At 63.6% G+C, this 21,244-nt stretch carries 17 protein-coding genes; 2 read left to right on the top strand and 15 right to left on the bottom strand.

All coding sequences use genetic code 11. The features are described from left to right. Positions 1-40: 40 nt before the first annotated feature. From ACIQUI_RS18535 to ACIQUI_RS18495, 9 genes are all read right to left on the bottom strand, one after another. Positions 41-634 carry a glutathione S-transferase gene (locus ACIQUI_RS18535; RefSeq protein WP_403201297.1) on the bottom strand — a complete coding sequence of 198 codons (594 nt, stop codon included), beginning with the start codon at positions 632-634 and terminating at the stop codon, positions 41-43. Further along, positions 631-4,275, bottom strand: a complete 3,645-nt coding sequence (locus tag ACIQUI_RS18530) for an AAA family ATPase (protein ID WP_403201294.1) — start codon at positions 4,273-4,275, stop codon at positions 631-633. The genes ACIQUI_RS18535 and ACIQUI_RS18530 overlap by 4 nt, the downstream gene beginning before the upstream one ends. Beyond that, positions 4,272-5,510 carry an exonuclease SbcCD subunit D C-terminal domain-containing protein gene (locus tag ACIQUI_RS18525; RefSeq protein ID WP_403201291.1) on the bottom strand — a complete coding sequence of 413 codons (1,239 nt, stop codon included), beginning with the start codon at positions 5,508-5,510 and terminating at the stop codon, positions 4,272-4,274. Before ACIQUI_RS18525 ends, ACIQUI_RS18530 begins: the two co-directional genes overlap by 4 nt. A gap of 591 nt (positions 5,511-6,101) precedes the next feature. Continuing rightward, complete coding sequence (locus ACIQUI_RS18520; RefSeq protein ID WP_403201290.1) at positions 6,102-7,736, bottom strand: BatD family protein; 1,635 nt, start codon at positions 7,734-7,736, stop codon at positions 6,102-6,104. Further along, positions 7,733-9,451 (bottom strand): tetratricopeptide repeat protein, encoded by a 1,719-nt coding sequence (locus tag ACIQUI_RS18515; RefSeq protein WP_403201287.1) that lies wholly within the window; start codon positions 9,449-9,451, stop codon positions 7,733-7,735. The genes ACIQUI_RS18520 and ACIQUI_RS18515 overlap by 4 nt, the downstream gene beginning before the upstream one ends. Further along, positions 9,448-10,524: a vWA domain-containing protein gene (locus tag ACIQUI_RS18510; protein WP_403201284.1), complete on the bottom strand. Its 1,077-nt coding sequence runs from the start codon at positions 10,522-10,524 to the stop codon at positions 9,448-9,450. The genes ACIQUI_RS18515 and ACIQUI_RS18510 overlap by 4 nt, the downstream gene beginning before the upstream one ends. After that, the gene (locus ACIQUI_RS18505) at positions 10,517-11,011 is read right to left on the bottom strand and encodes a DUF4381 family protein (RefSeq protein ID WP_391134641.1); all 495 of its coding nucleotides are present in this window, start codon (positions 11,009-11,011) and stop codon (positions 10,517-10,519) included. The genes ACIQUI_RS18510 and ACIQUI_RS18505 overlap by 8 nt, the downstream gene beginning before the upstream one ends. After that, the gene (locus ACIQUI_RS18500; protein WP_403201282.1) at positions 11,008-11,952 is read right to left on the bottom strand and encodes a DUF58 domain-containing protein; all 945 of its coding nucleotides are present in this window, start codon (positions 11,950-11,952) and stop codon (positions 11,008-11,010) included. Before ACIQUI_RS18500 ends, ACIQUI_RS18505 begins: the two co-directional genes overlap by 4 nt. 4 nt (positions 11,953-11,956) lie before the next feature. Next, a complete protein-coding gene (locus ACIQUI_RS18495) occupies positions 11,957-12,916 on the bottom strand; it encodes a MoxR family ATPase (RefSeq protein ID WP_016714824.1) in 960 nt (319 codons plus the stop codon). Between the two features lie 231 nt (positions 12,917-13,147). Here ACIQUI_RS18495 and ACIQUI_RS18490 point away from each other — a divergent pair, with 231 nt between their 5' ends. Continuing rightward, positions 13,148-14,404 carry a phospholipase effector Tle1 domain-containing protein gene (locus tag ACIQUI_RS18490; protein ID WP_403201280.1) on the top strand — a complete coding sequence of 419 codons (1,257 nt, stop codon included), beginning with the start codon at positions 13,148-13,150 and terminating at the stop codon, positions 14,402-14,404. A gap of 334 nt (positions 14,405-14,738) precedes the next feature. Here the strand turns inward: ACIQUI_RS18490 and ACIQUI_RS18485 are convergent, their stop codons facing one another. The 6 genes from ACIQUI_RS18485 to ACIQUI_RS18460 form a co-directional block, all read right to left on the bottom strand. Beyond that, a complete protein-coding gene (locus ACIQUI_RS18485) occupies positions 14,739-15,455 on the bottom strand; it encodes a type 1 glutamine amidotransferase (RefSeq protein WP_403201277.1) in 717 nt (238 codons plus the stop codon). A 73-nt stretch (positions 15,456-15,528) separates the two neighbouring features. Continuing rightward, positions 15,529-16,422, bottom strand: coding sequence for a dihydrodipicolinate synthase family protein (locus ACIQUI_RS18480; RefSeq protein WP_403201275.1), 894 nt, complete (start codon positions 16,420-16,422; stop codon positions 15,529-15,531). A gap of 44 nt (positions 16,423-16,466) precedes the next feature. Beyond that, positions 16,467-17,249, bottom strand: a complete 783-nt coding sequence (locus ACIQUI_RS18475) for an aldolase (protein WP_403201273.1) — start codon at positions 17,247-17,249, stop codon at positions 16,467-16,469. A 946-nt stretch (positions 17,250-18,195) separates the two neighbouring features. Further along, on the bottom strand, positions 18,196-18,597 hold the full coding sequence (locus ACIQUI_RS18470) for a hypothetical protein (RefSeq protein WP_403201271.1): 402 nt from the start codon (positions 18,595-18,597) through the stop codon (positions 18,196-18,198). A gap of 213 nt (positions 18,598-18,810) precedes the next feature. After that, positions 18,811-19,200, bottom strand: a complete 390-nt coding sequence (locus ACIQUI_RS18465; protein WP_403201269.1) for a hypothetical protein — start codon at positions 19,198-19,200, stop codon at positions 18,811-18,813. Next, complete coding sequence (locus tag ACIQUI_RS18460; RefSeq protein WP_403201266.1) at positions 19,193-20,593, bottom strand: PAAR domain-containing protein; 1,401 nt, start codon at positions 20,591-20,593, stop codon at positions 19,193-19,195. Before ACIQUI_RS18460 ends, ACIQUI_RS18465 begins: the two co-directional genes overlap by 8 nt. A 177-nt stretch (positions 20,594-20,770) precedes the next feature. On the opposite strand from ACIQUI_RS18460, the gene ACIQUI_RS18455 reads away from it, so the two are divergent. Then, positions 20,771-21,211 (top strand): GNAT family N-acetyltransferase, encoded by a 441-nt coding sequence (locus ACIQUI_RS18455; protein ID WP_403201264.1) that lies wholly within the window; start codon positions 20,771-20,773, stop codon positions 21,209-21,211. The last annotated feature ends 33 nt before the right edge of the window (positions 21,212-21,244 follow it).

Raw genomic sequence — 21,244 nt, 5'->3', positions numbered from 1 at the left:
GCCCGCTCCCACAGGGACCCATGTGCAGCCCGATCTTTAATCAGCGGACCATGATTGCCCTGAACAGCTCCGAAGCCAACCACCCCTCCAGCCAGCTCCGCACCCGCGGATAAGCCGCCTCGGCGAACCACTGCGGTTCGACCCCGGCAAACTGGCGCATCAGGGGCAACAATGCGGCATCGGCAAGGCTCGGGTGATCGGCCAGCAGGTAAGTCCGGCCGTCAAGCAAACCTTCGAGCTCCGCCAGCCAGGCCTCAGCCTGCTGACGGTAATGCTCGCGGGTATGCGTCGGGTAACGTTCGGCATATTTGTACAGGTTCACCTGCGCCTTGAAGGTGCTGTCATTGCGCGCAATCAACGCTTCAGCCTGCTGCGCCGCCGCTGGGTTCGCCAGCAGTAGCCAGTCCTGCGGGTCGTTTTGTGCCAGTGCCCAGCGCATGATGTCCAGGCTCTCTTCCAGTACCCCGGCACCGGTATCCAGCACCGGTACCGTGCCCTTGGGCGACAACGCCAGCAGTTCTGCCGGCTTGTTCTTCATCGCCACCTCGCAAATTTCCACCGCGCACCCGGCATAGCGCAGGGCCAGGCGTGCACGCATGGCCCAGGGGCAGCGGCGGAACGAGTAAAGGATCACCCGCACACCTCCACGTCGCTCAGGCCATTGCCCTGGCGGCGTACCTGGATCTGTACCGGGATGCGCTCGTGCATTTCCTGCACGTGGGAGATCACCGCCACCTTGCGGCCTTGAGCCTGCAAGCCGTCGAGCGCGTCCATCGCCAATTGCAGCGATTCCGGGTCGAGGCTGCCGAAGCCTTCGTCGATGAACAACGATTCGATGCGCAGGGTGCTGGAGGCCATCGATGCCAGGCCCAGGGCCAGGGCCAGCGACACCAGGAAGGTTTCCCCGCCGGACAGCGAATGCACCGAGCGCAGTTCGTCACCCATCTCGGTGTCCAGTACCAGCAGGCCCAGCGCGCTACCGCCGCGCTTGAGGCGGTAGCGGCGGGCCAGCTGGCGCAGCTGGGCGTTAGCGTGGTGCAGCAGCAGGTCAAGGTTGTAGCCCTGGGCGATCTTGCGGAACACATCGCCTGAGGCCGAACCGATCAGGGCATTCAGGCGCGCCCAGCGTTGCCACTGCTGGTGGGCCTGTTCGATCTCAGCCGCCAGTGCCTGATGAGCCTGCTGGCGACGCTGGTCGTCGGCCTGCTGCGCACGCAGTTCGGCACAGTGCTGCTCATGGCCGGCCAGGCGCTCACGCAGCTCAGCCAAGGCTTGCTCCAGGGCTTCGGCTGAAGCCTCCACGGTCATTTGTGCGGCATGTTGCTGCAGGCGTTGTTCGCGCTCGCGCAGCAGCACGCGGCCCTGTTCGATGGCTTTTTCGGCGCTCTGCAGGTGCTGGCGCAGTTCATTGACTTGCACATCGCCCATCGCCAGCAGGCGATCCAGGCCGGCGTCGTCCAGTTCGGGGTGCTCGCTGCGCCACTGGGCGATCTGCCCCTGCAACTGCTGGCACTCGGCGTCCAGTGCCTGCTGCTGCTGGGTGTTGGCCTTGAGCTCACCCGCCAGTTGCACGCCCTGGGTGCGCAGGTCTTGCAAGCGCTGGGCAGTGTCGGCATCGAGGGCACGGGCTTGTTCCAGCGCGGCGTCCATATGCTGTTGCCAGGCTTCGGCACTGTGGTGCTCGCCGAGCAGTTCGGCGAGCGAAGCCTGGGCCTGCTGGCGCTGCTCATCAAGGGCGGCGAGTTTTTGCAGCAACTGCTGCAGGGTTTGCACGCGAACCTGGTGCTGGTCGCGCAATTTGTCCAGCTGGGCCTGGCGCGCTTGCTGTTCTTCCAGTTCGTCCTTGCGCCGCTCCAGCTGTTGCAAGCGCTGGGCGATCTGTTGGTCCAGGGCGAGGAAAGCATTGGCCGGGTCGTCGTTCAGGGCCTTGACGGCTTCCTCGGGCAATACGCCAGCCAGGTCGTTCAGGCCTTGTTGCAGTTGTTGCTCGTCATTGGCCAGGGCCTGGTGTTGTTGCTCCAGGTGGCGTTGGGCCTGTTGCTGGGCTTCGTGTGCGGCTTGCAGTTGCTGGTTCAGGCGGGCTGCATCTTTTTGCAGGGCTAGCAGGGCGCCCTGGCGCTTCTCGTCCTGGCCGATTTCTTCGTCCAGGCGCCGCAGCTGGCTGTCGAGCCACCCACTGCGGGCCTTGTCGTCCTGCGGGGCGAGGGCGGGCCACAGGCTGTGTGCCTGCACCTCGGCCACCAGCGGTTGCAGCTGTTCACCCAGTTGCACCTGTTGCTGCTGGTAATCCTTGAGCTGGGCGTTGACCACACCCAACTGGGTACGCAGTTCCACCAGCTTGCTGTTGAGGGCTTCGACTTGCGTCTGCGCGGCGTCTTCTTCGGCCTGATCATGCCGGCCCAGGCTTTGCAGCAGCGCTTCGGGCTGATGAAACGGATGCTCGGCGCTGCCGCACACCGGGCAGGGCTCGCCGTCACGAAGCTGGCCGCGCAATTCCTCGACGCTGGTGTTGCGCGCCAGGCGCTGGCGCTCCAGCAGTTGGCGGGTCAGGTTCAGCGCCTGCTCGGCGGTTTCCAGTTCGGCCTTGGCGGCGGTACCCTCGGTAATCAATTGCTGGCGCTGTTGCATGGCCTGCTGTTGCCGCTCGCGTACGGCATCCAGTTGCTGGCGCAACTCCATTTCCCGGCCATGCAGGCGCGACAGTTGTTCGAGGGCGCGTTGCTGCTTGCGGTTGTCCTGCAGCATGGCGCCCAGCAGCTCGACCTGTTCGCTCAGGGCTTGCGGTTCGGCCTTGGCTTCGCGGAACAACAGGTCGTAGGCGTCGCGTTCGGCCTGCAAGTGCGCATTGGCCTGGCTGGCCTGGGCTTGCAGGCCGGGCAGTTCTTCACGGCCCTTGGCCAGGCGACCGCCCACCAGCATCACCTGCTTGAGCTGCGGCAGGTAGGCATGCCAGGCATCGGCCAGGCCCGCCAGGTGCTGGCTGTCGGCGAGGGCGGTGTCGATCTGCGCCAGTTGTTGCTGGCTGCGCTGCTGATTGTCTTCCAGCTGTTGCAGCTGTTGCTGGCCTTCGGCGACTTGCTGCTCTGCCTGTTCGCTGCTGCTGCGCTGCGCAGCCAGTTCCTGGTCCAGGCGGGCCAGGTTGTCCTGGGCGGCAAAGGCCTGGCGCAGGCGCGGGGCGCTTTCGCCGTGCCGGGCCTGGCGCTCGGCAAGCGCCTGGCGCGCGGTATCCAGCGCGTGTTCAAGCTGTTGGGTACGCACTTGCAGCTCGGCTTGCTGCTGCTGTTGCTCAATGATCTTCGCGGCTACTGGCGCCAGTTGCGCGGTCAGTGCCTGCTGGCGGTGGAACTGGTGGCGCTGCGGGGCCAGACGCTCCAGGCGAACGAGGTCCAGGCGGGGCTCGGCCAGTTGCTGCCAGGCCTGCTCGGCGGCTTGCAGTGCGTTGCCGGCTTCGGCGTGCTGGGCCTGCAACTGGTGTTGCTCATTCAGCCAGTTGCGTTGCTGTTCCAGTTGGCGCTCGCCGGCCTGGTCGGTCTTGAACTGCTGTTGCGCCTGCTCCAGGCGCTGGTCGAGTTCGGCGCGGGCTTCGTCGGCCATCGGCAGCAGGTGGCTGGCGCGGTCCTTCAGGGCATTGTGGGCCTCGGCGGCTTCACGGGCCTTGCTGAACGCGCGCTGGCCCAGGCGGGTGTAGATGGCGGTGTTGGTGAGCTTTTCCAGCAGCTCGCTGCGGTCTTTGTCATCGGCCTTGAGGAATGCGCCGAATTCGCTTTGGGCCAGCATCACGGCCCGGGTGAATTGTTCGAAGTTCAGGCCCAGGCGGCTTTCGACCAGTGGCTTGAATTCGTTCTTGGCGCTGGCCAGTACTTGCTCGCTGTCGAGGTCGTAGAAACTCTGGCGGCTAAGTTGCAGTTTGCCGTTGGCCTTGTCGCGGGCGCGGTTGGCTTCCCAGCGGGCACGGTAGCGGCGGCCGTCGATGCCGACGAAGTCCACTTCGGCAAAGCCGCTGCCGGTGCCACGGCGCAACAGGTTACGCGGGTCGGAGGTGGGGATGTCGCCATCGGCATCCGGCACCTTGGCCTCGCGGCCGATGTCATTGAGCCGCGGCACGGTGCCGAACAGCGCCAGGCACAGGGCGTCGAGCAGGGTGCTCTTGCCGGCACCGGTAGGCCCGGTGATGGCGAACAGGCCGGCGCTGGCCAGCGGTTCTGCGGTGAAGTCGATGTCGACCGGGCCGGCCAGCGATGCCAGGTTCTTCAGGCGGATGGCGAGAATCTTCATGGCTGTTCCTCTTCCTGCTGCACGTCCTGCAACAGCAGGGCAAAGTCGGCCAGCGCCTGCTCGTCGACAGCGCTGCCGTAGGCCTGCTCCCAGGCACGGCTGAACAGGTCTTGCGGGGTCATCCGGGCCAGTTCGACAAAGGCCAGGTCATCGTCTTCGGCGCTGTTGCGGCCGGCGTACTCGGCGCTGATGCGGATCAGCCGTACGGCCTTGCCCTCGATTGCGCTTTCGATCTGCTGGCGCAGGTCGGGCTGCGGCTCGTCCAGTACCACCCGCACCTCCAGCCAGGGCTGGCGGTTGGGGTCTTCGAGCAGGTCGATCACTGGCAGGTCAGCCAGTTGCTGCAACAATTCGCCCAGCGGTGCCGGGCCAACCCGTTGCAGGGCCACGGCGCGCGGTACCGGGCGCGGTTCGACACTGACCAGGCCGCTGCCGTCCAGCTCCACTTCCAGCACCTGGTGCGGGTAGTTGATTTCGGCAAACGACAGCGGGATCGGTGAGCCGCTGTAGCGGATGCGTTCTTCGCGGTTGACCTTCTGCGGTTTGTGCAGGTGGCCGAGGGCAACGTAGCTGATGGCTTTGTCGAACAGCTTGGCCGGCAGGGCCTCGGCGTTGCCGATGATCAGGCTGCGCTCGGAGTCTTCCGACACCGCGCCACCGGCCATGTGCGCATGGCTGATGGCGATCAGCGCCTGGTCTTTCTTGCGCTTCTTCTGCGCCGCGGCGATCAGTTGCTGGTGCACCTGGGCGATGCCTTGCAGGTAGTCGTCACCCAGCTGCGGGCCGGTGACCTCGGCCGGGCGCAGGAAGGGTAGGGCCAGGCACCAGGCGGCGACCTTGCCACGGCCGTTGGTAAGCGGGATCAGCAGGCGTTCGGCATCCAGCTGGCCATCGTCCAGCCAGTGCACACGGCCCAGCGCATGGGTACGCAGGCGGCGCATCAAGGCAGCAGGCAGCTCAATGCGGGAACCGGAGTCGTGGTTACCGGCGATCATCACGATGTCCAGCTTGGGCTGCTGCTCGTGGGCCTGGACGATGAAGTCGTAGAGGCGTTCCTGGGCTTTGACCGGCGGGTTGACCGTGTCGAAGATATCGCCCGCGATCAGCAGCGCGTCGGGCTGGCGCAGGCGCAGCTGGCCGAGCAACCAGTCGAGGAAGCAGGCGTGTTCGAAGTCGCGTTCCTGGCCGTGCAGGCTTTGGCCCAGGTGCCAGTCGGAGGTATGAAACAGACGCATGGATGACCTGTTGGTGTCGAGTCGGGCAAGCGAGGGCTTGGCTTTGGGGATGGGCGTTGCGCGAGGGCGGTATGGTAACCCAAGCATGGGGTCGGGGGGCAGGGCGGGGGATTGGGTGAGGGCTGCCAGGGTTTTGTCATCCCATTTTCAGCGCCTGTGAGATCGAGCGCCGCCCGCGCGGCGCTTCGCGGGGCAAGCCCGCTCCCACATTTGTTTCGGGCCAGTCACTCCTGTAAGGACACCGCTGTCTGCCTTGTTTGTTCGCTTCGATATCGGCTGCGCCGCTGCTGTTTATCAACCTCCAGCCATGCACCCAAGGGCGAGCGCGACAAAGGCACAGGAATAATTGGCCCGAAACAGATGTGGGAGCGGGCTTGCCCCGCGAAGCGCCGCGCGGGCGGCGCTCGATCTCACAGGCGCTGCAGATGTGCCGCCGAACACCTGTCAGCCCTGACGCAATCTCGTGTCAGGCACCGGCTGCGCCGGTGTTCGCGGGCTCGCCCGCTCCCACAGGTACCGTGCAAAGCTCACGGTATGCGCGATCAATGTGGGAGCGGGCATGCCCGCGAAGAGGCCCAGGCAGGCAGCCGATCACTTGGGATAAAGCGGCGGCAACCCGCCATTCTCCCCAGCCGGTAGCAACACCTGCTCCGCCGGCGGTATGGTGCCAATCGCGCGCCACAATTCCTCACCCTGCCAATACTGCCCGCTCTCGCTGTACAACGCCCCGTTCAACCCATCCAGCGCATCCGACAGCGGCACGAACCGCGCCGCCATTTCGGCCAGGGTTTCTGGCTGCTGCCGGGCCCAGGCGTCCAGCGCCTGGCGCGTTGCCTGGGGGTCGTTGGCCTGGCAGGCGCGCTTGAGGTCGTCCAGCAAGGTACGCGGGCTAGGCCCGTTCTGTGCGGCGCGTAGCACAGCCGGTTGCGAGCGGGCTCGCCACCACAGGACGAAGCCCAGCACGGTTGTGAGGGCGAACACCAGGGTGGCCAACTGCCAGGGCCACAGCAGGGTGCTGGCGCTGCTGTTGTCACCGGCCGGGGTATCGGCGCTCAGCGCCGGGTTGTCCTGCACGTTCAATGTGCGCGCCGGCAGGCTGGTGTGTTCCAGATGGTCTTCGCGGGTATTCCACCAGGCCACCTCCAGCGCTGGCAGGGCCAGTGTGCCGCTGTGGGTCGGCACCAGCGCCTCGCGTTCTTCGCGGTTGGCGGTCATGCCGCGGTCGCCGATTTCGTTGCGCAGCAGCGGCTGGTCAGGGTAACGGCGCAGGCCGATGATCTCGGTGGCCGGCAGCGGCGGCAGCTGGGTGCTGGACAAGCCTTCGGCGCGCAAGGTGATGTTGCGCGTCAGCGAGTCGCCAATCTGCACCTGCTGGCTGCCTGGGTCGGGGTTCCAGTGCTCTTCGAGGGTCAGGCTGCGGGCGGGCAGCCACGGCACTCCTGCGGGCCAGGCTGCGGGAATCGGCCGCACGGTGAGGCGCAAGGGCAGCGAGCTGACCTGCACTTGGCGGCCGGTGCGGGCCGTACCGGCCGCCTGCGGGGCTTCGTCATTGCTGGCTGCAGCGGTGGCAGTGAAGGTCAGTGGCGGAATTTCCAGAGTGCCACTTTGCTGGGCATATACGGCATAGCGGGTTTCGATCACGCCATGGCGTACGCCGTTGATTTCCTTTTCATAGGTGCGCGATTCGCCCAGCGGTTCGACCTTGGCATTCTCCAGTTGCAGCGGGCTGAGGTTGCTGTCGTCGTACAGCGCCACTGAGTGGTAGATGCGCAGGGTCAGCACGGCCTGCGCCTGGACGTAGACGTCGCTGCTGTCGAGGGTCGCTTCGATGAACACCTGCGAGGCGCTGTCCTGGCGGCTGGCATCGGCCTGCAGCACTTGCAGCTCGATGGCCTGGCTGTGCGACTGGCCCAGTTGCAGCTCGGGAATGCGCAGGCTGCCGCTGCGCCGTGGCAGCAGGGTGATGATCCAGCGGGTGCTGGCGCGGGTTTCGCCGTCGAGGGTGTGCAGGCTGTTGAGCTGGCGTGTGCCGCGCACTTCGAAGTCGCCTTCCAGGGCACGCAGGTCCGGCTTGCCGAACTGGGTCACGTCCTGGCTTTCCAGGGTCAGCTCCAGGCTTTCGCCGGCTTCCAGGCGGGTACGGTCGACGCTGGCTTGCAGCAGCGGTTCGGCCTGGGCCAGCACGGCCCACAGCAGGGTGAGAAGCAAGACGCCGAAGCGACTCATCGTGGGGTTTCCTGATGCAATTGCTGTTCATACCAGAATTTGCGCCGCAGCAGCTCCGCCGGGTTGTCGGGGATCTCCCGCAGCCATTGTTCCAGGGCCTGGCGTTGTTCGGCATCGAGATTGGTCGATACCGGCCGCTGCGGCGGCTGGATCACGCTGTCATCGGCGCCCGCCTGGTTCCCGGGCGCTGCCTGGCTGTTGTTGCTGCCTTCGCCGGGTTGTTCGGCGCTGGCCTGTTCTTCGTTGCCGGGTGTGCCCTGGGCCTGGCTGCTGGCCGAGCTGCTGTTGCCCTCGGTTTCGCTGCCAGGTGTACCTTGGGCATCGCTGCTGGCCGGTTGCTCTTCGGCTTTGGCCTCACGCTGTTGCAGCAGTTGCTGCACCAGCGCCTGGTTGTCCAGCGCCGCTTGCAGGTCGGGCTGGCGCTCCAGGGCTTGCTCGTAGGCGTCCAGGGCGGCCTCCAGTTCGCCGCTGCGGGCCAGGGCATTGCCTCGATTGTAGTGGGCTGTGGCCGTGTCGCCTTGGGAAAACGCCTCGGCGGCACCGGCATAGTCGCCCGCCTGGTACAGGGCCATGCCACGCCACTGTGGGTCCTGGAAGTGGCGTGCGGCGCTGGCCGGGCGGTTCTGTTCCAGCAGGCGCTGGCCTTGCTGGTCGGGGCGCAGCCACAGGTCGTTGAACTCGAAGGCTTGGCTGGGTTGTGGCTGGGCCAGCAGCAGCGGCAGGCAGAACAGCCAGCCACGCCGCCCCGCGCAGGCAGCCAGCAGCAACAGCGGGATCAGCAGCCAGTAACCCTGGTCGGCCCAGCTGTCCAGTTGCAGGGTCTGGCCATCATTGCGCGCAGTGCGCGGGTTATCGAACAGGCCCAGGCCGCGCAGGTCGAGGTCGTCGACGCGGGCATGCCGGTAGCGCCCGCCGGTGCTGCTGATAAAGCCCTTGAGGCCGACGCTGTCCAGGCGCGGCAGCAGGATGCCGCCATGCTCATCCTTGAGGTATTCGCCATTGGCCTGGCGCACCGGGGCGCCTTCGCGGCTGCCGATGCCCAGCATCAACAGGCTGGGGCCCTGGCGGCCGAGGGCCTGGCTGATGCCCTGGCGCTCCGGGGCACTGAGCGATGAGCCGATCAGCAGCAAACGGCCTTGGCCCAGACCGCTCTGGGCCAGCAGCGCCAGGCCTTTTTGCACGGCCAGGTCGGCGCGTTGGCCGGCTTGCGGCATGATCGACGGGTCGATGGCCTCCAGCAGGTTGCGGGTGGTGGCCAGGTCATCGGACAGCGGCACCAGCGTGTGCGCCGAGCCGGCATACACCACCAGTGCCGTCTGGCTGTCGCGGCGGTGTTCCAGCAGGTCGAGGATTTTGCGCCGGGCCTGTTCCAGGCGGTTCGGCGGGCTGTCTTCGGCCAGCATCTGCGGGGTCAGCTCCAGCAGGATCACCAGTGGGTCGGCCGGGCGTTGGCGGTTTTCTTCAACGCGCTGCCAGCTGGGCCCGAGCAGGGCCAGGATGACCAGCGCCCAGGCCAGCCCCAGCGCCACCCATGGCAGCTTGCTGGTGCTACCGCTGCCGCCGCCCAGCAATACGCCATGGAAGGCCGGCGGCAGAATCATCTGCCAGCGCCCGGCGCGCTTGCGCCGATGCCACAGCTTGTACAGCAGCCAGCCGAGCAGGGGCACGGCCAGCAGCCAGAGCGGGCGTAGCCATTGGGGCCACAGTTCGATCATCGCCGCCTCCTCAGGCGCAAGCGCTTCAGGCGTTGGCGCCATTCCGGGTGCGGCTGCAGGAAACGCGGTTTGCGCAGCAGGCGTTGCAGCAGGTTGTCGGGCCATTGCACTGCCACCACCAGCAGCACACTGAGCAGCAGCGCCAGGGCCAATGGCCAGGCGTACAGGGCCTGGGCCGTGCGTGCCCGGGTGGGTTGCTGGGCGACTGGCTCGAGCTGGTCGAGGGTGTCGCCGATGGCGTCCAGTTCGGCGCCGTCGTGGGCACGGAAATAGGCACCGTGGCTAATGTCGGCGATTTCCTTCAGCGAGGCTTCGTCCAGGTCCAGGCTCGGGTTGAGCCCGAGCAGGCCGGGGGTGCCACTGGCCTCCGGGTTGGCGCCGATGCCGATGGTATAGATGCGCACACCTTCCTGGGCTGCCAGGCGGGCGGCGGTCAGCGGGTGGATTTGCCCGCCGTTGTTGGCACCGTCAGTAATCAGTACCAGCACCCGGCTTTGTGCTGGCCGCTGGCGCAGGCGCTTGACCGCCAGGCCAATGGCATCGCCGATGGCGGTGTTTTTACCGGCGATGCCGATTTGTGCTTCGTCGAGGAAGGTGCGCACGGTGCGTCGGTCGAAGGTGAGCGGAGCTTGCAGATAGGCCTGGCTGCCGAACAGGATCAGGCCCACGCGGTCGCCTTCACGGTCTTGCAGGAAGTCACCCATCAGCGCCTTGACCAGGTCGAGGCGGCTGATGTCTTCGTTGTTCCACTGCATGTCGGGGAAATCCATCGACCCGGACACGTCCACCGCCACCAGCAGGTCCCGGCCGCTGGCGGCCACCGGCACCGGTTCGCCCAGCCATTGCGGGCGAGCGGCGGCGCACAGCAGCAACAGCCAGATGACCACGAACGGCGCCTGCTGGCGCCAGGTGGGCAGGTTGAGCCGTGCGCGGCGCCCGGCCAGGCTTTCCAGTTCGTTGAGGAAGCCTACCTTGAGCACCGGCTCGCCACTGTCGGCGGCCGGCAGTAGCAGGCGCGCCAGCCATGGCAGCGGCAACAGCGTGAAAACCCACGGCCAGGCCAGTTCAAACATGCTTGCGGATCCAGGTTTCGACGGCTTGGCTGAGCCCGACAATGGCTTTGTCGTCGAGCTTGCACTCGGGTTTGTAGGCACCTTCGACCAGCACCATCCAGCGGGTGAGGCCGGCGGCGGGGCAGCGGTTGTCGAGAAACGCCAGCCACTGACGGCCGTTCAGGGTGTGGCTGTTGGCGCCCGGATAGTGGCTGCGGCACAGCCGCTTGAGCAGTGCGTTTATCTGCTGCAGCCAGGCACCCGCCGGGGCGCCGTCGTAGGGGCGTGGCAGCAGGGCCAGTTCCGCCAGGGCGGCCACGCGCACCGGGTCGAGCGGTTGCTCGGCACGCACGATGCGGCGTTTGCCCGGGCGCCAGCGGCGCAGGCGCCACAGGCCCCAGCCCAGCAGTGGCAACAAGGCCAGCAACAGCCACCAGCCGGGCGCAGGTGGCCACAGGCCGACAGGCGCCGGTTCGATCAGCGGATGCAGCTGGTCGAGCGGGTTCATGACGCGTTCCTTGGGCGCTGGGCGTTCAGGTATTCGCGCAGTTGTTCGATCATGTCGCTTTGCGTGCTCAGCGGCATCAGCACGACGCGCAGTTTCTGTGCCATCAGCTCCCAGCGCTCGATGCGCGCCTCGGCCTGCTGGCGGTAGGCCTGGCGCAGGTTGGCGTCCAGCGTATCGAGCTCCAGCTGGGCGCTGCGCTGGGCAAAGCGCAGCAGCCCGGCGGCGGGCAGGGCGTGGTCGAGCGGGTCGGACACCGGCAACAGCAACAGGTCGCAGTGGCGCGAGAGCATGGCCAGGTGCTGTTCGCACTGCGCGGTCAGCGAGCGCTCGTCACAGATGACGATGGCCAGGCTGCCCGGGCGCAGCACCTCCCGCGCCCGGCGCAGCGCCAGGCCAAGGCTGTCGGCCTGGGGCACGGCTTCGGTGTGCAGCGACTGGTTGACCTTGGCCAGGCGGTTGAGCAGTTGCAGCAGGCTTTGCTTGCTGCGCCGGGGCTTGATTTCGTGCGGGTCGTTGTCGCCGAACACCAGCCCGCCGATGCGGTCGTTGTGGCCCAGCGCAGCCCAGCCGAACAGGGCCGCGGCCTGGGCCGCCAGCACCGACTTGAACATCAGCCCGGAACCGAAAAACAGCCGCTGGCTTTGCTCGACAAGAATGAAGATGGGCCTTTCGCGCTCTTCGTGGAACAGCTTGGTGTGTGGTTCCTGGGTGCGTGCAGTGACCCGCCAGTCGATGTTGCGCACATCGTCGCCGGCCTGGTACACCCGCACCTGGTCGAAGTCCACCCCACGCCCACGCAGCTTGGAGTGGTGCAGGCCCACCAGCGGGCTGCGCTGGCCGGGCTTGGAGAACAGCTGGATTTCGCGCACGCGGTGGCGCATGTCGATCAGCTCGGCGAGGCCGATGCGGATGCCTGGTTCGGCCAGCTGAGTGGTGGGCATGGGGTCAGGCAACGGCGACGACGTCGAGGATGCGCTGGACCACGCGGTCCTGGTCGATCCCCGCCGCCTCGGCCTCGAACGAGAGGATGATGCGATGGCGCAGCACGTCGAACAGCACCGCCTGGATGTCTTCGGGGCTGACAAAGTCGCGCCCGGCCAGCCAGGCGTGTGCGCGTGCGCAACGGTCCAGCGAAATGGAACCCCGCGGGCTGGCGCCGTAGGCGATCCAGTCGGCCAGTTCGGCGTCGAATTTTGCCGGGGTGCGGGTGGCCATGACCAGCTGCACCAGGTATTCCTCCACCGCGTCGGCCATGTACAGGCCAAGGATTTCCTTGCGTGCGGCAAAAATCGCTTGCTGGCTGACCCGGCGTTCGGGCTTGGTCTCGCCGCCCAGGGCTTCGCCACGGGCCTGTGCCAGGATGCGCCGCTCCACCGCGGCGTCGGGGAAGCCGATTTTCACGTGCATCAGGAAGCGGTCGAGCTGCGCTTCGGGCAGCGGGTAGGTGCCCTCCTGCTCGATGGGGTTCTGCGTGGCCATGACCAAAAACAGCGGCGACAGGTCGTAGGTGCTGCGGCCCACGCTGACCTGGCGCTCGGCCATGGCTTCAAGCAGTGCCGACTGTACCTTGGCCGGGGCACGGTTGATTTCGTCGGCCAGCACCAGGTTATGGAAGATCGGCCCCTGCTGGAACACGAAGCTGCCGGTTTCCGGGCGGTAGATTTCGGTGCCGGTGATGTCGGCCGGGAGCAGGTCGGGGGTGAACTGAATGCGATGGAACTGCGCCTCGATGCCTTCGGCGAGCTCTTTGATGGCTTTGGTCTTGGCCAGGCCCGGGGCACCTTCGACCAGCATGTGGCCGTCGGCCAGCAGCACGATCAACAGCCGCTCGACCAGTTTTTCCTGGCCTAGGATCTGGGAAGAAAGAAAGGTGCGCAGCGCGATCAGCGCTTCACGGTGTTCCATCGGCGACGGTTCCTGGTAGGGGGCCACAGGCGGGCTGGAGTCAGCTGCCCTGGCAAGGGCTGATACTTTAATCCATCCGGAGGGGTGGCGACTAATGGCGGCAGGGAAATTTATCCGTGCCGTGGGCCATGCCGATACAGAAATATCCTGCAAAAGGCTGGCCATAGGCTGATGTTCTGTTGCGCCGGTCTGGCGCCTGCTTGTGCTTTTGACGCAAGCAGGAGCGCAATGATGATCTTGAAATTCGGCGTGTTTTTCGATGGCACCGGTAACAACCAGCACAATGTGATGCCGACGCAGGCCAACGGTGGCAAGGGCGGCAGCTATACCAACGCATTGAGCAATGTGGCGCTGTTGCACGCGCTTTATCCGGCAGAGGGGGCCAGCGCCGACGGCTGCTTGGCGTTTCTCAGCCGCTATGTCGAGGGGGTGGGTACACTGGCCGGCGCGGAGGATCATGCGTATGCCTCGGCGACCGGGCGGGGGCGCACTGGCGTCGAAGCGCGAGTCACCGAGGCATTGGCGGATATCGCCGGGCAGTTGCAGGAGTGGCAGCACACCCATCCGCAGGCAACACTCGAGGGGGTCGAGTTCGACCTGTTCGGCTTCAGCCGCGGTGCGGCGGCGGTGCGGCACCTGGCAAATCTGCTGCACGCTGACGGGGGCAGGGTGCTGGCCGTTACATGCGGCATCACGATCAACTTCATAGGCCTGTTCGACACCGTGGCGGCGATCATTGCGCCGTTACAGGGTGACTTTGACCCTGCCGACGCTCGCCATGGCGGTCTACGCCTGGGCCTTGGGGCGGGCATGGCGCGCAAGGTGGCGCAATTGGTTGCGGGGGATGAGCAGCGGCACAACTTCCCGCTGGTGTGCAGCGGGCACGACATCGTGTTGCCGGGTGTGCATTCGAACATCGGCGGTGGTTACCCGGACTTCACCCAGGAGCAGGTGCTGTTGTGCAAGCCTCAGTCGCAACGTGTGCCATCGACCATGCGCGCCGACCAGACGTGCGTGCATGCCAAGGTGAGTGAACTGCTGGATGCAGAATTTGGCGGCCAGGGCGCGAGGGTGATTACCTGGGAGGAACCGATTTCCGGCGGGCGTCCGGGCGAGACGCAGAAGCAGGTGTATGCGGCGGTGTACCGGGAGCGGGAGGTGGCGGGTCAGCTTTCACGGGTTTACCTGAGTGTCATGCGGGCGCTGGCGGTGCGTGCTGGGGTACCGTTTGGGCCGTTGGGCGGGCAGGCGGAGCACCGGGTGCCTGATGAGCTGGTGGGTATCAGCCGCAAGCTGCATGATTTTGCCTTGGGTGCCAGTGACGAGGTGGGGTTGACCGAGCAGGAGCAAGGCTTGCTGCGTGCTAGGTACGTGCATACGTCGGCGAACTGGAATGCGGTGAAGGGGTTGCGCAACAGTGTGCTGGATGTGCTGTTTGTCAATCGGCCGGGGATAGAGGGGCGAGTGGTGCATGCGAACCCGGTATAGCGTTATGGGGGCTGCCTGGTGCCTGTCTTGGGGTTTGCAGCGCCTGTGAGATCGAGCGCCGCCCGCGCGGCGCTTCGCGGCACAAGGCCGCTCCCACATTTGTTGCAACGTGGCCATGCCTGTGGGAGAGGCGTTGTCAGCCTTGGCGCATGTCTTGAGACGGGTGGGCGGCAGCAGCGCCAGTCGGGAAATCGAGTCGGCCCGACAAGGCTGACAACCATGGCCTGACAGGTTCGGCACGTTGCAACAAATGTGGGAGCGGCCTTGTGCCGCGAAGCGCCGCGCGGGCGGCGCTCGATCTCACAGGCGCTGCATACCTTGCGACAAGCACCTGTCAGCCCCGATACGTTTCCATCAGCTTGTCGCGGAACACATACAGCTTCTGGTTCATGTCATCCCAATCGTTGGCACGCAGTGCGTCAGGCGTTTGAACGAAGCGCCGGTCGGTGAGGGTGGCCAGTTCGGCTTCGGATGCTGCAATCAGTAGTTCGACTACCTCCCTGGTAAACTCCATGTGGCACTGGAAGCCATAAACCAGCGGAGTGTACTCGACGATCTGCCGTGGGCAGCCTTCGCTCGTGGCCAGGACCTTGGCGTCGGCCGTCAGGCCCGGCATGTCGTTGTGCCAATGGCCGACTTGCAGCACCTCGCCAAAGTGGCTGACCTTCTCATTGGCTTTGCCTTCGGGCGTGAGGCTGATGGGGAATTTGCCAATCTCTTTTTCCGGGCTGTGAGCAAACCTGGCACCTAGCGCCTCGCCGATCAACTGGGAGCCCAGGCACACCCCGACGACCGCTTTGCCAGCCGTGATGGCTTGCCGGATCAGCCGGCATTCGCTGGCCGCGTCAAAGTGTGGGCATTGCGCGACGGTGGTGGCAGGGTCTTGCGGCCCGCCTAGCACGACCAACAAGTCGAAATGGCTGGCATCTGCAGGCAGGGGATGACCGGCATAGACACGAGAAAAACCGGCCTCGTGGCCTCGCGTCTTGACCCAGGTTTCGTACGCACCAGGCGCTTCGAATGATTCGTGGACGATGAAGTGGACTTTCATTCTGGTTCTCTATGCAGAGGGTGCAGCAGGCACAACCCGGCAGCGAGGTGCTACCGGGTAAGTGTCGAAGTGGTCAGTTGGTCGCGCCTAGTGCTTTCAGCAAGCCTTTAAGGTAGTTGCTGCCTTGCTCATCCAGCGGCTGCAGTGGCAGGCGCGGCGCGCCGACGTCCTGGCCGAGCATTTTCAGGCCGGCCTTGATGGTGGTGGGCAGACCGCGGCGGGTGATGTATTCCAGCAGCTCGAATTGGCGATAGAACAGCGCGCGGGCTTCGGCCAGGTCGCCCTGCTGCACCGCATCCCACAACGCCAGGTTGAGTGCCGGGATCAGGTTGGGTGCGGCGGTGCACCAGCCGGTGGCGCCGGCTACCAGGGCTTCCAGGGTCAGCGGGTTGCAACCGTTATAGAAGGCCACTTGGCCATCGGTAGCCTTGAACAGGCGGTGCATGCGCTGAATGTCGCCAGTGCTTTCCTTGACCATGGTCACATTGGGCACTTCGTCGAGAATGCGCAGGATCAGCTCCACCGACAGGTCAGTGCCACTGGTGCCCGGGTTGTTGTAGAGCATGATCGGGATGTCGATGGCCGCGCCGACGGCCTTGTAATGGGCAACCACTTCCGCTTCGGTGAGCTTCCAGTAGGAAACGGGCAACACCATCACCGCCGTCGCGCCACAGGCTTGCGCCAGACGGGCGCGCTGCACGGTACGTGCAGTGGTCAGGTCGGAAACGCTGACCACGCTGGGCACGCGGCCGGCAATGCGCGCCTGGCTGAAGCGCGCTGCGGCTTCCCATTCGCTGTCGGACAGGTAGGCCCCTTCGCCAGTGCTGCCCAGCGGGGCGATGGCGTGCACGCCGTCTGCGATCAGGCTGTCGATGGACGTGCCCAGGGCTTCCAGGTCAAGCGTGCCCTCAGCCGTGAAAGGAGTAATGGTGTAGCCGATAACGCCGCGAATTACAGGTGTAGACATGACCAGGCACCTCTGCCGTTATTGAGGAAAGAATACAGCGCCAATCAGCCCAGGCAGTCGCCATGGGCACGCAAGGCACGGCGCGCGTAGTAGCTGAACGCGGCACCATGACGTTTGGGGGTGGAGATCCAGTCGTGGGCTTCTTTGCCCAGCGCTTCGGGGATGGGGCGGATGTCACCGGCGCCCATGGCCAGCAGTTGCATCTTTGCCGCGCGCTCGAACAGCAGGGCGAGCACGCAGGCTTCTTCGATCGAGCCACCGGCAATCAGCAGGCCGTGGTGGGAAAGCAGGATGGCGCGCTTGTCGCCGATCGCCTTCGAGATGATTTCGCCTTCTTCATTGCCTACCGGCACGCCTGGCCACTCCTTGAGGAACGCGCAGTCGTCGAACAGCGGGCACAGGTCCATGTGCGAGATCGCCAGCGGCACCTCCAGCATCGACAGGGCGGCGCTGTGTAGCGGGTGGGTGTGAATGATGCAGTTGACGTCGGGGCGGGCGCGGTACAGCCAGCTGTGGAAACGGTTGGCCGGGTTGGCCATGCCGCGGCCTTGCAGCACGGTGAGGTCTTCGTCCACGACCAGCAGGTTGGAGGCGGCGATCTCGTCGAAGCCCAGGCCCAGTTGTTGGGTGTAGTAGGTGCCGGGCTCCTGCGCACGTGCGGTGATCTGCCCAGCCAGGCCAGAGTCGTGGCCGCCGTCGAACAGGATGCGGCAGGTGAGGGCGAGTTTTTGACGTGCGCTGTAGGTGTTGTCGGCCAGTGCCGTGAGCATCTGTTGCTGGGCGAGTTTGACCAACTGGTCCTTGGGGGTGTGCATGGTGGTCGTCATGGGCGGTACCTGTGTGAGAAAGGGCGGGCACTGGCTGATCGTCGTAGGGGCGTTGCCAGGACACATGGCGATATTAATGACACATTGTGTCATACGCAAGCATTGTGTCATCCACAAAAAGGGCCGCTTTGCGCCGCATCGCCGGCAAGCCAGCTCCCACAGGCGTGCGCAAAACTTGAGGTTGTCGCGTTACATGTGGGAGCTGGCTTGCCGGCGATGCGGCGCAAAGCGCCCCCGGTGGTGTTGAAGACGGTATGAAGGGGTTAGAAGCTGCCGCGCAGGGTCAGCTGGAGCGGCCTTGTGTGGCCAAGGATGGGCAGAATCAGCAACGTGCTCGTTATGCTGATGATCTTGTAGTCGAAGGAGGGCGACAGGTTTCTAGCATCGACGACAGGTCGATGCAAAGAGAGGAAGACCCGCGAGAACGGGTCTGACCTGAAATGTTTCTATCTCCCGTTCGATAGTTCAAGAAGGGTATAGGCAACAATCATCCAGATACAACCCAGTAGTGTTAGCCAGGTTGCAAGCGCCAACTTGATTTTTAGCGACGCAGGAAAGCGCTTCAATTCATCAGGATCTAACCTGCCTCTGCGCAATGCCAAGCCTGGAAATGTGATTAGCCCAGCGATCGTGCACATCAGCATCCATCGCCACTTGAACCTTCGCCCCACCCACGCTTGCTTGATGGACTCAAGGTAAGGGTTACTCTTAATCGCGGAGCACGCCAAATCGTAATCTTTCCTGAGTACGAGAAAGGCAAGAATCGCGGGGCCAGGGAGTCCAATTACAAATGGCCCTGTTACCAATATTATCTTCGCCAAGACCGGCCAGTCGTTGATGTCAATCATTCGTAAACTCGTACAAAAAATCACCGTACCGGTCATGGCCACCCATGGGCATCGGAAAATAAGAAGACTCGCAAGTGCGGGTCTAATCACTCACTAAATTAATGACTCCCGATCACATAGGCGACCGCTAGCCACGCTGAGCCTATTAATATGAGCCAACTGGAAATAACCAATTTACGCCTCAGTCTTGAAGGAAAATCCTTTAATTCATCAGCATCGACAACGCCTATTCTTGAATGAAAATGAGGAAAGGCCAGTAGGCCGCAAATCGCACAGACCACCATCCATCGTGCACGGTAGCTAGTGGTTCCCAAAAACCGCTTCGTCTGCTCTAAATAGGCATTGCTTCGTATAGCGCTATTGACAACCTCAAACTCGCTAGACCATGCGGCATAACCGGTAACTGCCAGGCCGATAGCACTCAAAGAAAATGGCGCGGCTAGAAACAACAACTGGATTGTCAGTGGCCAGCTATTGATATCAATCAGCGATGGACTCATAGATCTTATCTCCCAGCATCTCCCCAGCAGCCGCGCCAGCCAAGCCGCCAGCGATGGAGCCGGCTCCGACAAGAGCAATACTCCATACTGGAGCCGTAATGCCTGCGGCTTCAATAGAAGGCGGTAATAGAAAATGGCTAACCGCAAAAAAGTTTCAAGTGGAAAACGTACGGCTGAAAACCGAAAATCCGTACTTTCGGGTCTGCGCCATTCTCATTTTATAATAAAAATGTAACCAGTCAGGGTCCAAAGCAGCGCAATCGAAATCAGCCAGAGCGCAATGACCATTTTTCGCCTCAAGCATGATGGAAATCTTTTAATTTCTTTTTCATCAAGCCAGCCCATATGTAGATAAAATCGAGGAAACGTGACTATGGCGCTCACCGCGCTCATCAGCAGGCAGCGAGACCGCAGGCTCCCACCTCCCCAGACGGACTTCATCTGCTCCAGATAGGGATTGCTTGTGATGGCTGACAAGGCAACTTCAAAATCGCGGGACATTGCGATTTTAAAATTAATAGCCAGACCCGTGAAGCCAGTGACAAACGGGACAATCAGGAATGCTAGCTTAAGAAGAGGCGACCAACTCTCGAAGTCAATCATCTGTCACCTCATACAGCAATTCCCCAGCTTTCTCTCCGAAAGCGCCAACGCCAATAGAACCAGCCGCAGAGCCAGCGCCAACCATCACAATCCCACATGCCGGAAGGCCAATCCCAGCCGTACCGAGCGAGAAAACACCGCACAGCGCGGTTGCACCAGCACCTCCTGCCCAGGCCCCAAGCATGCCTCCCCCCAGTCCACCTGCGAAGCTACCCGTTTCAGTGAAACGAACCTTCTTACAATCACCTGTTTCGCCAGCCCGACAAACTTCCTGAACTTTTAGATATGAGGAGGTCCCACCCAGTCCTATTGCAGCGTACCCTCCATACTCAAGGTACTTGCTGAGCCGCGCTACCTTATCCAGATGCGTCGCATACCCCGGAATCTGCCCCGGTCCGCCCGCTTTCGACCAGTGGTGCACCAGGCTCTTCGTCGAGATGCTCAAGCTCTTCCTCAAGCGCTCATAGTTCCCAAGATTCAACTGTTTGTTCAACAGTGCTGTTTTCAGCTGCCCATCCAGCTGCTGCAGAAGCCGCCGCCGTTCGGCAAAGAAGCCCGGGCTGTTCAAGTGGCCATGACGCATGAACTCCCGTTGGTGCAGTTGCTCGATACTGTTCAACGTATGACTGACCTGCTTCAAACCTTGATCCAGCATGTCCTTGCCCACACCCATGGAAAGGCTGGCGTCGCTGAGCAAGCCGGCGATTTCGGCCTGGTGCTCCATCATGAAATCCGCTTCGGCGAAATCGAGCACTTCCAGCGCGCGGCGTGCGTGTTGCGCCGCGGCCATCAACTGGCCTTCCTCGCGGGTACAGGCATCACCGTTGTCAGGATCACCAATAACGAAGATTTCCCCTGCTTTGAAGCCCTGTTCAAACGTCGGGTTGAGCCGCTGCAATCGGGAAATTGGCAACGTGGCGTCGTGCTCGGCCAGTTGCAGCAGCACCTGTGGGAACGACATGCGTCGAGGAATCACGTAAAAGCCAGGTTCCAGTGTGCCGGGCAATCCGCCAATTACAGGCTGGGAGAAGCGTGTGGGGTTGGCGCTGGTTGCCGGCTCGGCCAAGTGGCTATTGGCATGCCCTGCAATGGCATACAGGGTCGGCGGTGCTTGATACAACGGCGCGACCACCCGGTTGCTGCCCGGGGAACAGCCACAGATAACCAGCGCACCGTCCATGGCCACCCGCTGGCCATCGGAAATGAAGTGGTCCACGCCTTCGGCGACAGTGCCCACCTGCCCACAAAGGGGACATGCCGTGGTGTGGTCGCCTTCACGAAGCACCATTCGCCCTTCATTCAGATACCCGTGCCCCGTTGCAATGCAGACAGCACCCGTCGTGGTGACATCGCCATCTACTGCCTGGCCTTTTCCCTCTAGGCTGACGCGCATATACAAATTCCCTGTGCATGGTTGAGGTTAAAAACCTAACATCTGCCAAGGGGCCTTAAGTGCGCACTGAAGAAATTCAGATGATTCTTACAAGTTGTTTGAACTTTACGTTGTGCCTGCGGTTGATCGCGACGCGGGTGATAGGATGGTGCGCTGATTTATCGATACGGTGACGCAATGGCGCTTGGACCACACATGCGGCTCGCAAGGCAAGCCGACCTTGCTGCGCTCTTTGATCTTGATGCAATCACGCAGTGCGAAGAAAGCCGACGGGAGTTCATTACCCGCGCGGTAGCTTGCGGCCAGTGCTGGGTGGCAACGGATGCTGAAGATACCGCACTGCTGCTGGGCTATGGCGTGTTGGATAAATCATTTTTCGGGCAGGACTTCATCCCGCTCATCGTCGTACGGGATTCGGCCCGTCGCCGTGGTGTAGGCATAGCCATTCTTCGTGGGTTGGAATCCCAGGCCCTGGGGGCCAAGCTGTTTACCTCGACCAACGCGTCGAACCTGTCGATGCAGGCGCTGCTTGAGAAGTGTGGCTTTATTGGCAGTGGTCAGGTTGAAAACCTGGATGAACGCGACCCAGAGCTGGTTTTTGTGAAGCTCAGAGCCTGATGCCTGCACCGGCAATGCCGCGCGGCGGGTTCT

This window comes from Pseudomonas sp. NPDC090592 (assembly GCF_044769185.1).
In the GTDB taxonomy this organism is placed as follows: domain Bacteria; phylum Pseudomonadota; class Gammaproteobacteria; order Pseudomonadales; family Pseudomonadaceae; genus Aquipseudomonas.
Note: the sequence above shows the minus strand (reverse complement) of the source record. Positions and strands in the feature narration are given on the sequence as shown.

What these genes read in the sequence shown, in the direction of transcription:
- ACIQUI_RS18530 (WP_403201294.1), bottom strand. Translation starts at nt 4,275, where the DNA reads ATGAAGATTCTCGCCATCCGCCTGAAGAACCTGGCATCGCTGGCCGGC.
- ACIQUI_RS18525 (WP_403201291.1), bottom strand. Translation starts at nt 5,510, where the DNA reads ATGCGTCTGTTTCATACCTCCGACTGGCACCTGGGCCAAAGCCTGCAC.
- ACIQUI_RS18520 (WP_403201290.1), bottom strand. Translation starts at nt 7,736, where the DNA reads ATGAGTCGCTTCGGCGTCTTGCTTCTCACCCTGCTGTGGGCCGTGCTG.
- ACIQUI_RS18515 (WP_403201287.1), bottom strand. Translation starts at nt 9,451, where the DNA reads ATGATCGAACTGTGGCCCCAATGGCTACGCCCGCTCTGGCTGCTGGCC.
- ACIQUI_RS18510 (WP_403201284.1), bottom strand. Translation starts at nt 10,524, where the DNA reads ATGTTTGAACTGGCCTGGCCGTGGGTTTTCACGCTGTTGCCGCTGCCA.
- ACIQUI_RS18505 (WP_391134641.1), bottom strand. Translation starts at nt 11,011, where the DNA reads ATGAACCCGCTCGACCAGCTGCATCCGCTGATCGAACCGGCGCCTGTC.
- ACIQUI_RS18500 (WP_403201282.1), bottom strand. Translation starts at nt 11,952, where the DNA reads ATGCCCACCACTCAGCTGGCCGAACCAGGCATCCGCATCGGCCTCGCC.
- ACIQUI_RS18495 (WP_016714824.1), bottom strand. Translation starts at nt 12,916, where the DNA reads ATGGAACACCGTGAAGCGCTGATCGCGCTGCGCACCTTTCTTTCTTCC.
- ACIQUI_RS18490 (WP_403201280.1), top strand. Translation starts at nt 13,148, where the DNA reads ATGATCTTGAAATTCGGCGTGTTTTTCGATGGCACCGGTAACAACCAG.
- ACIQUI_RS18485 (WP_403201277.1), bottom strand. Translation starts at nt 15,455, where the DNA reads ATGAAAGTCCACTTCATCGTCCACGAATCATTCGAAGCGCCTGGTGCG.
- ACIQUI_RS18480 (WP_403201275.1), bottom strand. Translation starts at nt 16,422, where the DNA reads ATGTCTACACCTGTAATTCGCGGCGTTATCGGCTACACCATTACTCCT.
- ACIQUI_RS18475 (WP_403201273.1), bottom strand. Translation starts at nt 17,249, where the DNA reads ATGACGACCACCATGCACACCCCCAAGGACCAGTTGGTCAAACTCGCC.
- ACIQUI_RS18470 (WP_403201271.1), bottom strand. Translation starts at nt 18,597, where the DNA reads ATGAGTCCATCGCTGATTGATATCAATAGCTGGCCACTGACAATCCAG.
- ACIQUI_RS18465 (WP_403201269.1), bottom strand. Translation starts at nt 19,200, where the DNA reads ATGATTGACTTCGAGAGTTGGTCGCCTCTTCTTAAGCTAGCATTCCTG.
- ACIQUI_RS18460 (WP_403201266.1), bottom strand. Translation starts at nt 20,593, where the DNA reads ATGCGCGTCAGCCTAGAGGGAAAAGGCCAGGCAGTAGATGGCGATGTC.
- ACIQUI_RS18455 (WP_403201264.1), top strand. Translation starts at nt 20,771, where the DNA reads ATGGCGCTTGGACCACACATGCGGCTCGCAAGGCAAGCCGACCTTGCT.